We start from the raw sequence: 12439 nt of genomic DNA, 5'->3' as shown, positions 1-12439 counted from the left end.
CCACAACTTACGGGACATTCAACTATCCAACCGATCCAGGAGCAAGCTCGTGGAATACAAGGACTATTACCAGACGCTTGGTGTCGAGAAAACGGCGACCCAGGACGACATCAAGAAGGCTTACCGCAAGCTGGTGCGGCAGTACCACCCCGACGTCAGCAAGCACAAGGACGCGGACGCGAAGACCAAGGAAATCAACGAGGCCTACGACGTGCTGGGCGACGCCGAAAAGCGTGCGGCCTACGACGAGCTGGGCCGCGGGCACCGTCCCGGCCAGGGCTTCCAGCCGCCGCCGGACTGGGGCACGCAGTTCGATTTCGGCGGTGCCGGCGGGGACGATTTCTTCAACGACCTGTTCGCCCACGTGGGCCGGCGCTCGCGCGCGGGCGGGGGCGCGCACGCGGGCGGCGGCGGGTTCCAGATGCCCGGCGAGGACATCCATGCGGCGATTTCCATCGACCTGCGCGACGCCTACCAGGGCGCCACGCGCACGGTCAGCCTGCGCGTTCCGCAGCACGATGCACAGGGCCGCACGACGATGCAGGACAAGACCCTCAGCGTGAACATCCCGAAAGGCGTCACGCCGGGCCAGCAGCTGCGCATGCGGGGGCAGGGGCATCCGGGATTCGGCGGCGGGCCGGCCGGCGACCTGTATCTGGAAATCCAGCTGAACCCCGACCCGCGCTATCGCGTCGAAGGGACACACGTGTACCAGGACGTGCCGGTGGCGCCGTGGGAAGCGGCGCTCGGTGCGAGCATCTCGGTGCCCACGCCGTCCGGCACGGTCGAGGTGACGGTGCCGCCGGGGTCGCAGAGCGGACGCAAGCTGCGTTTGAAAGGACGCGGCATTCCGGCCAGGACGCCGGGCGATCTGTACCTGATGCTGAACGTGGTGCTGCCGCCCGCCACCAGCGACCGTGCGCGCGAGCTGTACGAGGCGATGGCGCGCGACCTTGCCTTCAATCCACGCGAACGCATAGGAGCCTGAACGATGCATGACGATATTCTCACCGGCGTGCTGCTGGACGACGTGGCGCTGACGCTCGACGAACTGGCGCGCGCCTGCAACGTGGAGACCGACTGGGTCGTGCGCCACGTGCAGGCGGGCGTGCTGGGCGGCGAGACCAGCGTGCAGGTGACGAGCTGGCGTTTCCGCAGCGGCGACCTGGCACGGGCCCGGCGCCTGCTGCGCGTCGAACGCGACTTCGACGCCAACGAGGACCTCGCCGCGCTCGTGGTCGACATGGCCGACGAGATCCGCCGCCTGCGCGCCCGCATGCGCGTGCTCGGCATCGACTAAAGGTCCGGCCGCCTGCGGGCACCGGCCTTATGGCGGGCGCGACTGGGCACGGTGTGCGCCAGACTCGCCGTGCTATCTTGCCCGCTATGCTCAAACTACCGACCAACGCCACCGCACCGTTCTGCCCATCGGAAGTCTCCGGCACCGTCAGCGTGCCCGAGAACGATCCGCTGTGGAAAAAGATCCTGCGCTATGCGGGCCCCGGCCTGCTGGTGTCGGTCGGCTACATGGACCCGGGCAACTGGGCGACCGCCATCCAGGGCGGCTCGCAGTTCGGCTACGACCTGCTGTTCGTCGTCGTTCTGTCCAGCCTGGCGGCCATCGCGCTGCAATGCCTGAGCATGCGGCTCGGCATCGTCACGGGCAAGGATCTCGCCGTGCATTGCCGCGAACAATATTCGCCGGTGCACGCGAAAGGCTTGTGGGCGTTCGCCGAACTGTCGATCATCGCGTGCGACCTGGCCGAAGTGCTCGGCTGCGCGCTCGCGTTCCATCTGCTGCTGGGCGTGTCGCTGCCCGTCGGCGTGGCACTGACTGCCCTCGACACCATCATCGTGCTGGGCCTGAAAGGGAAGGGCTTCCGTCAACTGGAAGCCATCGTGCTGGGCCTCATCGCGACGATCGCCATCTGCCTGTTCACGGAGCTGTTCCTCGTCGACCCGGACCCGCGCGCCGTCTTGGCGGGCCTCGTGCCGTCGCTGGAAAAGGTGGGCCAGCGCGACGCGCTGTACCTCGCCATCGGCATCCTCGGCGCCACCGTCATGCCGCACAACCTGTACCTGCACTCGTCCGTCGTGCAGACGCGCGTCCTGCGCCACGACCTCAACCAGGACGGCGCCCACCTGGCCGAAGCGATCAAGCTGTCGCGCATCGACACGGTCGTGTCGCTGCTGCTGGCGCTGTTCATCAACGGCGCCATCCTCGTGCTGGCCGCGGCCGCGTTCCATAAACCGGGCGGCGGCAATGTGATGGACATCGACCAGGCCTATTACCTGCTGGCCCCCGTCGCCGGCACGGCGGCCGCGGCGATCCTGTTCGGCCTGGCGCTGCTGGCGTCCGGCCAGAGCTCGACGTTCACCGGCACCATCGCCGGCCAGGTCATCATGGAAGGCTTCCTGAAACTCAGGATTCCCTGCTGGCAGCGCCGCCTGATCACGCGCGGCCTGGCGCTGGGGCCGGCGATGATCGGCGTGCTCACGCTGGGCGACCACGCCATCGGCAACATGCTCGTCGGCAGCCAGGTCGTGCTGAGCCTGCAGCTGCCGTTCGCCATGTACCCGCTGATCCGCCTGACGGGCCGCCGCGACCTGATGGGGCAGTTCGGCAACAAGTGGTGGACCACGGTGCTGTCGTGGTTCCTGTTCGTCGTGATTTCCTCCGCCAATGCATGGATGGTGTGGCAGGCGCTGTCTGCCTGATTCGCCGCGTGCGACGCGCCCCGCCAGCCCTGCCTAGAATGGTCGATCGTCCTCATACGTTCGACCAAAAGGAGTTTATATGGAACAAGTTGCCAACAAGCCTTTGCAAGGCAAGCGCGTCGCCATGCTCATGACGGATGGCGTGGAACAGATCGAGTACACGAGCCCGCGCTCTTTCCTGGAAGAGCAGGGCGCCACCGTCGTGTTGCTGTCGCCGAAGGCCGCCGGCGACGAAGTGCAGGGTTTTAATCACATGCAGCCGGCCGACCGCTTCAAGGTCGAGATGAACGTGCGCGACGCGAAACCGGCGGACTTCGACGGGCTCGTGCTGCCGGGCGGCGTCGCCAATCCGGATCAACTGCGCCTCAGCAAGGAAGCCATCGATTTCATTCGCGACTTCGATGCCGAGGACAAGATGGTCGCGGCCATCTGCCACGGTCCGTGGACGCTGATCGATGCGGGCATCGCCACCGGCAAGCATCTCACCAGCTGGCCCAGCCTGAAGCGCGACCTGATGAATGCAGGCGCCGAGTGGTCGGATGAGGAAGTCGTGCTGGATGCCCGGCTGGTTACGAGCCGCAAGCCGGATGATCTGCCCGCCTTCAACGACATGTTGTTGAAGGAATTGCTCGTGGCGCCAGGGACGGACCCTGGGCCGACGTCGTAGTCGATGCATCCAATAAACTGGAGAACCAATCCAGAATAGTTGACGTCCTATCTTTCATATTGGAGAATACATCCATTATGAAAGATGACTCTACCGTTAACGAACGCATCGCCCAGCAGGTGCGCCTCCTCCGCAGCGAGCGCGGCCTGTCGCTCGATGCCTTGTCGACCCAGTGCGGCGTGAGCCGTTCGATGCTGTCGTTGATCGAGCGGGGCGAGACGAGCCCGACGGCCGTCGTGCTCGACAAGCTCGCGGCCGGCCTCGGCGTGCCGCTCGCATCGCTGTTCGACGACCCGGCGCGCAAGGCCGAGCCTGTCTCGCGCCATGCCGACCAGGTCACGTGGCGGGATCCGCATTCCGGCTATCTGCGCCGCAATGTATCGCCCGAAGGATTCCAGTCGCCGACACGCATCGTCGACGTGGAGTTTCCGCCGCGGACGCGCGTGACGTACGAGGCCGGTCCCCGCACGCCCGCCGTGCTGCAACAGATCTGGATCCTCGAAGGCCGCATGCAGATCACGTACGGCAGCGAATCCTGGCTGCTGGAGACGGGCGACTGCCTCGTCATTCCCCTCGACGCACCGAATTCCTTCCACAACCCCGGGGACGTGCCGGCGCGCTACGCCGTCGTCCTTACCACGCTTGGCAGGAGCTGATCATGAGTTGCCGCGTACGCCGTATCCATTCGCTGACCGATCCCGACATCGAAGGCCTGGCGGCCGTTCTCTTCGACTGTGTCGAGGGTGGAGCGTCCGTCGGGTTCATGCAGCCATACACGCTGGGGCAGGCGCTCGGCTGGTGGCGCGGGCTCGCGGCCGACGTCGAGTCTGGCCGGCGCGCGCTGCTCGTCGCCGAGGACGAGCACGGCATCGTGGGCACCGTCCACCTCGTGCTGGCGATGCCGGACAACCAGCCGCATCGGGCGGACCTGTGCAAGATGCTCGTCATGCGGCGGGCGCGCAAGCAGGGCGTCGGCGCGGCGCTGATGGATGCGGCGGAGCGGGAAGCGCGGTCGCTCGGCAAGACGCTGCTGGTGCTGGATACGGCCAGCGCCGAGGCGGAGCGCCTGTACGCGCGCATGGGGTGGACGCGGTTGGGTGTCGTGCCCGGCTTTGCGTTGCTGCCGGAAGGCGGGCTGTGCGATACGACGTTTTTTTATCGCGAGCTCGTCTGAGTGGAGCGGGTGTCTCCCCAGCGGTTTCATCCTTTGCAAGAATAATATTGAGCATAAATGCGACATTTTTTCTTCTTCGTGGAAAGGCATTTATGTTTCCCGTGGGAATCTATGTAAAATGTAAGCCGTGGTTTTGGCGGGCAATGTGCTGTTGTTGACGATATGACGTGGTCGGAAATGCCATGCAAGATGTCCGTGACTGGACTGCGCCGCCGCCGTCCTGGATAGCGCCGGTCCAATCAAAGGCTATCTAACGGTATCGCGCGGTCGTTGCGCCGGCGATGCCCTTCCGGATAAGAAGGTCGCTGAGTGAGCTCCAAATCGATCGGCCTGCCATTGCAGGTTTTTTCCCGACTTCCGTTGCCTGGACAGCTCGCCCTCATTGCGGCAGTTATCTTGCCTTGCCTGTGGGCCGTCGTGATCGCGTCGTTACACGGCACCTATGAGAAAACCTTGGCCGAGGCCGCCAAGGACAGCAATAACATTGCGCGTCTGTTCGCTGAAGAAGTCAATTCTTCCATCAACATGATCGACCTGGCGGCGATCGACCTGCGCGAACGATGGCTCGACGACCCGGACAGGTTTGATGACCACGTGCGCAAGCGTCAGGCGATTCTCGAAAAACCCGTGGCATTTCAAGTAAGTATCATCGACGCCACAGGGCACCTGGCATATTCGAGCGTGGACCGCTCGGCGCCGCGGCTCGATTTGAGCGACCGCGAGCACTTTCGCACCCATCTGGCCGGGATCGACAAGCTGTTCGTCAGCCGCCCGGTGAAGGGCCGGGTGTCGGGACGGGGAAGTATCCAGTTCACCCGTCCATTGCTGGCCGGCGGGAAGCGTTTCGCAGGCGTGATCGTGTTGTCGGTGGCACCGGAGTACTTCACCCGGTTTTCGGGGAAGCTGCAACTTGGCGCGCACGGGACAGTCGCCCTGGTTCGCTCTGACGGTACAATTGTCGCGCGCGAGCCGGCGGTGTCGTCCGAGCCGCGCAACGTACTGAGGACCATGCCGGACTTCGGCGTGATGGGCACGGAAACACTGATGTATTCACGCGCCTCGCAGATCGACGGTGTCGTTCGACTCTATGCCTGGCGTGTATTGCCGAAGAAGGCCTTGGCCGTGGCGGTCGGCCGTAGCCGCGATGAAATCCTCGAATCGTATGTCCGGCAGCGGAACCTGGTGTTGGGCGGCGCCTGTGGGCTGTCCATCCTGATTGTCCTGATCGGTTACAGCGTGTTGTCCGGAATGCGCGACCGTGCCCGCGCCCGGGCCGCGCTCGAGGAGAGCGAGTTTCGCTGGAAATATGCGCTCGAAGGCGCGGGCGATGGTGTCTGGGATTGGGACGGCCGGACCGATACGGTGTACTTTTCACACCGCTGGCGCGAGATGCTCGGCTATGGTGACGCCGAGATCCGGACCGGGAAACAATGGGAAAGCCTGATCCACCCGGAGGACCGTGGACGGGTTCTCGACGCCACGGCGAGGTTGGTGGCCGGGCTGGTGCCGACCTACGCGATGGAATACCGCATGCGGGCGAAGGATGGTAGCTGGCGCTGGATCTTCAGTCGCGGCATGGCCGTCGGTACCGATGCGGGCGGACAGGCGGCGCGGGTGATCGGGACCCATACTGACTTGACCGATCGTAAGCTGCGGGAAGAGACGCTCCTTCAGATGGAGCAGATGCACGCCGCGCAGGCCCTGTTTCAAAGCGAACAGCGTTTTCACCAGCTTGCCGATGCGATGCCGCAAATCGTATGGACTGCCGACCCTGATGGTGCGATCGATTACGCCAACAGTTGGGTGCATGCCTACACGGGACTGGTCGAGAAGATCGATGCCGACAACTGGGTCACGATACTGCACCCGGACGACGTTGCGCCGACGCTGCGCATCTGGGAGGCGTCGCTCGTCTCGGGCGCCATCTTCGAGACCGAATACCGCGTGTTTCGCAGCGCCGACCAGAGCTATCGCTGGCATCAGGTGCGTGCCATACCGATCCGGGACGAACACGGTACGATCGTAAAATGGTACGGCACCACCACCGACAACCATGACACGCGGTTGGCGAACGACGAAATCCGCAGGCTCGCACACCGGCTCGGCACCACGCTCGAAAGCATCACGGAGGCATTCCTCACAGTCGATCTGGACTGGAGATTTACGTACGTCAATAAGGAAACCGAGCGCCTGCTTCAGCGTGATCGCCAGCAATTGCTTGGACGAATGTTATGGCAGGAATATCCGGCGCTCGTCGGCGGCATCGCCGATACCGAATTTCGAAGGGCCATGCATGAACATTGCACGGTCGAATTCGATATTTACTTCCCGCCGTTGAATCGCTGGTTCAAGGTTCGTGCCTATCCTTCATCGGAAGGGCTTGCCGTATATTGCCGCGACATCAGCGCGAGCCGGCGTCTGCAGAAGTTCAAGAACGAGCAGATGAAATTGCTGGAACGGATGGCACTGGGGGCGCCGTTGCCGGAGCTCCTGGAACTTGCCACGCACATTGTCGAGTCGTCCGGAAATGCAATGCACTGTGCCGTGATGTTGCTGGGTGCGGACGGCGCCGCCTTCGAACACGTTGTCGCGCCAAGTCTTCCGGCTTCGCTACGAGGCATCCTGAACGAATTCGACGTCGATGAGGTATTGCCACCGGACCGACGCGCACGGCTGCAAGCCGGGCCGGTCTTCGTTGCCGACGTGGGGGAAGATCCGGGCTGGACTGGCGCGCACGATGCGGCCGCACTGCATGCGGATCGTGCCTGCTGGTGGTATGGCATTCGCTCCGGGCAGGACCGGCTGCTCGGTACACTCGCGGTGTTCACCGAAGCCGGACGCGTGCCCGATCAGGGCGAAATGGAGATCCTTGGCCTGTGCGCCCACACGGTCAGCATCGCGGTCGAACGACTTCACATTGAACGCAAGGCACGCGCCAGCGAGGACCAGCTTGCATATCAGTCGAATTACGACACCCTGACGGGACTTGCCAACCGTAATCTGCTTTGCGATAGGACAAGTCAAACGATGGCACGGGCCCTGAGCCGGGGCGAACAGGCCTGGCTTGTCTGTATCGATCTCGACCGCTTCGCCCTGGTCAACGAAACGCTGGGCCACGAAGCCGGCGACCTGGTCCTGCAAGAGACAGCGGCGCGCCTGAGAACGGCACTGGGGCCGAACGATACGGCCGCGCGCACCGGTGGCGATGAATTTGTGCTGGTGCTCGCCGATACACCCGACGAGCACGCCGCGATCAATACCGTCCAGCGCGTCATGGCCGCGCTGCGCGATCCGATCAAGGTCGGGGAGCACGAGCATTTCCTGAGCTGCACGTCCGGGTTGTCGGTATTTCCGGCCGACGGCGACACGGCGAACGCCTTGATCAAGAATGCCCACATCGCGATGCAGCGTGCCAAGGAAGCAGGCGGTGGCGAGCTGCAGTTTTATACGGCGTCGATGAAAGCGCGCGCGATGGAACGCCTGCGGCTCGAGGGCGACCTGCGGCATGCCGTCCAGCGGGGCGAATTGCTGTTGCATTACCAGCCACAAGTCGACGTGCGCACCGGTCGGATCGTTGGCGTGGAAGCGCTGCTGCGCTGGGCGCATCCCGAACTCGGCATGATGTCGCCCGACCGGTTCATCGACCTGGCGGAACAAACCGGGCTCATCGTCCCGATCGGCACGTGGGTATTGCGGACCGCGTGCGCGGACGCCAGGCGTTGGCATGATGCCGGCTGGGAGGGCCTGCGCGTGGGCGTCAACCTGTCGGGCAAGCAGTTCTACCAGCCGGATCTGATCGAGGTCGTGACAGGGGTCCTGGCGGAATCAGGGCTCGCGGCACGCTACCTGGACATCGAGCTGACGGAAGGCCTGGTCATGACCGACATCGACCACGCACTCGCCACCATGAATACGCTCAAGGGGCTCGGCGTACAACTGTCGCTGGACGACTTCGGCACCGGCTACTCCAGCCTGTCGTACCTGAAGCGCTTCCCGATCGATGTGCTGAAGATCGACAAGTCGTTCGTCAGGGACATTACCACCGATCCGGACGCGGCGGCGATCGCGCGGTCCATCATTTCGCTTGCCCAAAGCCTGCAATTGCAAGTCATCGCGGAAGGCGTGGAAACCCAGGAGCAGCTCAGCTATCTGACCACGTACCGTTGCGACCAGATCCAGGGCTATTATTTCAGCCGTCCGGTTCCGGCCGCGGCATTCGAGCAGTTGCTGCGCGAGGAGCGGGCGCTGCCGGTGGCGTGTCCTGACGAACAGGTGCGGACGCTGCTGCTCGTGGACGACGACCCTGGCGTCAGTGCGGCATTGCGCCGGCTTCTGCGCCGCCAGGGCTATCGGGTACTGCATGCGGCAAGCGGAGAGGAAGGTTTGAGCCTGCTTGCCTTGAACGACGTCCAGGTCGTCATCTCGGACCAGCGCATGCCCGGCATGATGGGTATCGAATTCCTGTCGCGCGTCAAGCAGATTCACCCGAAGGTTATCCGGATCATGTTGTCGGGCTACACGGCGGTCGACGCGATCATCGAAGCGACCAATAGCGGCGCCGTATTCCGGTTCCACACGAAGCCTTGGGATGACGAGGCCTTATGTGCGAGTATCGCCGACGCATTCCGTTATCACTGGCTGATGCGCAATGCGGAAACTGCGGAGGCGTGAGGGTCCGGTATTGCGTCCGCCCGTATGCGCAATCGCACAAAATAAAAGCCCCACCGGCTTGCGCCGGTGGGGCTTTTATTTTAAATACTGGTGAAGGCGGAGGGAGTCTCCAACCTCCACCATCTGTTCCATAACTCTTTGATTCTACGGTTTCGGCCCCGGCGTGGCCCATAAAACGCCCCCCACTTGGGGTGCCAAGTTGGGATTCTAGCATCAAGGGGGCGTTGACGAACAGAATGTGTAGAACTGGCTGTGAACCTCAAGATATTGCTTAAATTGCACTAGTTGCCGTTGTCGGGTCATCCACCATCTTGATTACTAGGTCGTTGCTTCGTAAGGGCCTTACCTTTACGGTCAGGGCAAAATTGCTACCACTCGGGGTACTTGATCGTGGTATTGTACAGTGGCATTTTGCTAAACCAAAAATAAAGTAGGTCTATCGTGCCATCGCTAAAATCTTCTAACGTTTATATATGCCGAGACTTAACGCGATTGTCTCCAATATAATCTAATAAAAAATCTAGATAATTTAACTGAGATGAATTCAAAAGAAATAAAAAATAAACTTATTGAGCGGGATGGTCTGCGATGCGCCATTACTGGCGAGGAGGTTTCTCGACCGGAGGATTTGAGCATTGAGCACATTAAACCGTTGAATGCAGGGGGTACTGATGATCTTGATAATTTAGTTTTGATAAGGCATGATATTAATGCTTCACTAGCAGACGATGATCGGCGCCGAACAAAAATGTTGCTTGATGAGCTAAAGGCTCGACAAGAAGAAATATCGAAACGGGAAAAGGAAGCGTTCGAAAGAGAACGAGCTTATCGACGGCAGTTAGAACGGCAGCAAAAAGAATTGGAAGAGGCCCAGGCTCGTCTTCGAATAGAACAATCAACTTGGGAGCAGGAACTGCAGGCCGAACTGGAGAGCCAGCAGAAGAGATTCCGTGAGCAGCAGAATGAATACCAGCTCAAAATGCAGCATAATGAGGATGTAATTACGAAAAAGATGCTTGCCCTAGAAGATGAGCGACGTAATTTGAATCAGGAACTACAAGCGCGCGAAGAGCTTTTGCAGTTATCTCAGAAAGAGTTGGAGCAAGAAAAGAAAAGATATAATGAAGAAAGTCAGAAGAAGATCGAGAAAAATTCAGAGGAATATGTCAATGAGGCATTATCCGCCCTTGATGAGTCTGCGAAAAAATATCACAGTATTTCCCGGAACTGGTCTCTGACGGGTCTTGCAGCGCTTATTTCTGGAGTCAGTGCAGCGGGGTATTTTGCGCTTGTAGGCCTCGGACTTGGCCCGACTAGTCAAGACACTGACTGGGCGCGCGTCATCTTTTTTGGTTTCAAAGGTGTTATTCTAGTCGCACTGTTTGTTGCGATCGCAAAGTACTGTTTTTCGTACAGCCAATCATTCATGCACGAATCGCTTAAAAATAGCGAAAGAAAGCATGCGATTAATTTCGGTAAGCTCTATCTTCAATCGTATGGCGTTAGCGCGGAATGGAAGCACGTCAAAGAAGCCTTTGAACACTGGAATATTGCGCCGTCCTCTGCGTTCTCAAAAGATGATTCTGATAAGTTCGATCCGAAGATTGTCGAGAAGGCCACACAGCTTATTGATGCGGTAGGAAAATTGAAGCCATTTCGCGAGCAAGAAAAAGTTACAGCTAAAAAAGAGTGACCCGTTGTTCGGTTCGGTCTAATCAGATAGCTTAGGCCGGCGACGAGTACATAGATCGTCTTTGCGTACCAGTATGTCTGAAAGTCGCTGAGACAGCTAAGGCTTTCGAAACGCCGGGCAAGTGGTAGGTTAGCTTAGAATTTCTTCCGTCCTTTCTTAACGTCATTAATTGACGGGATTGGGAATTCTTGGTAGCCGCGCTTAAGCAGGTCGCTGAGTGGCATAGACCGAGCGGCCTCAAGTACCGCAGCTTTCTCCAGTTCGATTTCGATCTGCAATCTGGCTCTAAGCGTACTTGCCAGTTGGCGCAAGCATGCGGCGTCGTTTTGGCTTCCTCTATATACTTTACCTTTGGAAACGGTCACTCCGTTTACGGCGACTGCCTGGCCATCGTGGATTTGTACTGTTACATAAACTTGGTTATCCTCCAGCGGCGCTATTGGATGCGCTATGAATTTATTACGTAGGTCCGTAATGTGTTGATGATTTTCCTTTAGGTGAGGTGGCAATTCACTGATCCATTCCGGCGGCAAGCCTGCGCGCGCCCCTGTCGCTTTGATGCGACCGTATTTGATCACAGCAGCATCAAATAATGAATCACATAACATCATATTGTCGAGATAGGCAATGCCGTCCGTAACGGACATCATGTCGATCTTATCCCTGGCTTCGAGTCGTTTACATATCTTTTCGACGTTTTCTAAGTCCGCTTCAATTCCCGTTAGGTCTGACAATCGTTGTGCAATTGGTACGGAAAAATCAACCAAGGTACTTAACGGAACTCCTAAGGGGACATGTTGCTTCAGAGATTTCAATAGGTCATCATCCATAAATTCTCCAAATTTTCAAAGAACGAGCAAAGTCGTACATAGCCGTTTCTCAACACAAGCCATTTCGGCAGGTTGCTGTCAGTATCATGCCCTAACCAAAATAGTAACGGGATTTAGGGGTGAGAAGGTAGTCGGATTGCCATTCTGTCTCTTGCGGTGCTGACTTGGGGTGAACAAGCCAAAACCGGGGAGCAGAAAAGGAAAAACCCCTGACGAATCAGGGGTTTATCGGAATTATGGTGGAGGCGGAGGGAATCGAACCCTCGTCCGCAAGCACTCTACAGACAGTTCTACATACTTAGCACTGTCTTTTAATTTAACCTGGTTGACGGGGACGTGCACCCTGCAGCCAAGCGAGTTACCTAAAGTTTCGGAAGCAACCAGGTAACCCGGTTGAGTCCTAGCCTCTGTAAATGACTCTACTTGCCTTGCGGCACACCCCAGAGGCGAGGTGGTGTAGAGCTAGCAGCGATTAGGCTGCGAGTGCGTACGAGTTATCGTTTGCAGTTATTGATTTCTGGATGTATTTACGAGGTAACCAGTCCTCGGTATGCCCTGTTCTGCTTTGCAACCCACGTCGAAACCAGGTCGCCCCCAGATAGGAATGCTCATTGTACCGCAATCGGCCTCCGAGCGGAGAGCCCTGTAGTGCCCTCACACCCGATATGGGTGCGAGGTGCGGAGAA

At 59.6% G+C, this 12439-nt stretch carries 9 protein-coding genes and 1 other RNA gene; 8 read left to right on the top strand and 2 right to left on the bottom strand.

What is annotated here, in order from left to right; all coding sequences use genetic code 11:
* Nucleotides 1-49 precede the first annotated feature (49 nt).
* The 8 genes from ACL58G_RS27960 to ACL58G_RS27925 all read left to right on the top strand — a co-directional run bounded on the left by ACL58G_RS27960 (nt 50) and on the right by ACL58G_RS27925 (nt 10923).
* Nucleotides 50-988, top strand: a complete 939-nt coding sequence (locus ACL58G_RS27960) for a DnaJ C-terminal domain-containing protein (protein WP_413387307.1) — start codon at nt 50-52, stop codon at nt 986-988.
* Nucleotides 989-991: 3 nt separating this feature from the next.
* Nucleotides 992-1300, top strand: a complete 309-nt coding sequence (locus tag ACL58G_RS27955; RefSeq protein ID WP_258850413.1) for a chaperone modulator CbpM — start codon at nt 992-994, stop codon at nt 1298-1300.
* An 86-nt stretch (nt 1301-1386) separates the two neighbouring features.
* Nucleotides 1387-2718, top strand: a complete 1332-nt coding sequence (locus ACL58G_RS27950; protein WP_440963838.1) for an Nramp family divalent metal transporter — start codon at nt 1387-1389, stop codon at nt 2716-2718.
* Nucleotides 2719-2797: 79 nt separating this feature from the next.
* Complete coding sequence (locus tag ACL58G_RS27945) at nt 2798-3385, top strand: type 1 glutamine amidotransferase domain-containing protein (RefSeq protein ID WP_056129148.1); 588 nt, start codon at nt 2798-2800, stop codon at nt 3383-3385.
* Between the two features lie 77 nt (nt 3386-3462).
* The gene (locus tag ACL58G_RS27940) at nt 3463-4041 is read left to right on the top strand and encodes a helix-turn-helix domain-containing protein (protein ID WP_413387310.1); all 579 of its coding nucleotides are present in this window, start codon (nt 3463-3465) and stop codon (nt 4039-4041) included.
* Nucleotides 4042-4043: 2 nt separating this feature from the next.
* Nucleotides 4044-4559, top strand: coding sequence for a GNAT family N-acetyltransferase (locus ACL58G_RS27935; RefSeq protein WP_413387311.1), 516 nt, complete (start codon nt 4044-4046; stop codon nt 4557-4559).
* Nucleotides 4560-4868: 309 nt separating this feature from the next.
* On the top strand, nt 4869-9230 hold the full coding sequence (locus ACL58G_RS27930) for an EAL domain-containing protein (RefSeq protein ID WP_413387312.1): 4362 nt from the start codon (nt 4869-4871) through the stop codon (nt 9228-9230).
* A 538-nt stretch (nt 9231-9768) separates the two neighbouring features.
* Entirely contained in the window at nt 9769-10923 is a 1155-nt protein-coding gene (locus ACL58G_RS27925; protein WP_440963837.1) for an HNH endonuclease, read from the top strand.
* A 134-nt stretch (nt 10924-11057) separates the two neighbouring features.
* On the opposite strand, the gene ACL58G_RS27920 is transcribed toward ACL58G_RS27925, so the two are convergent.
* Together ACL58G_RS27920 and ssrA are read right to left on the bottom strand one after the other, a co-directional pair.
* The gene (locus ACL58G_RS27920; RefSeq protein WP_440963836.1) at nt 11058-11753 is read right to left on the bottom strand and encodes a hypothetical protein; all 696 of its coding nucleotides are present in this window, start codon (nt 11751-11753) and stop codon (nt 11058-11060) included.
* Nucleotides 11754-11990: 237 nt separating this feature from the next.
* Nucleotides 11991-12349: a transfer-messenger RNA gene (gene ssrA / locus ACL58G_RS27915) on the bottom strand.
* Nucleotides 12350-12439: the final 90 nt, after the last annotated feature.

This window comes from Massilia sp. GER05 (genome assembly GCF_052056005.1).
Classification (GTDB): domain Bacteria; phylum Pseudomonadota; class Gammaproteobacteria; order Burkholderiales; family Burkholderiaceae_D; genus Telluria; species Telluria orientalis.
This window is presented reverse-complemented; position numbering and strand designations above follow the sequence as displayed.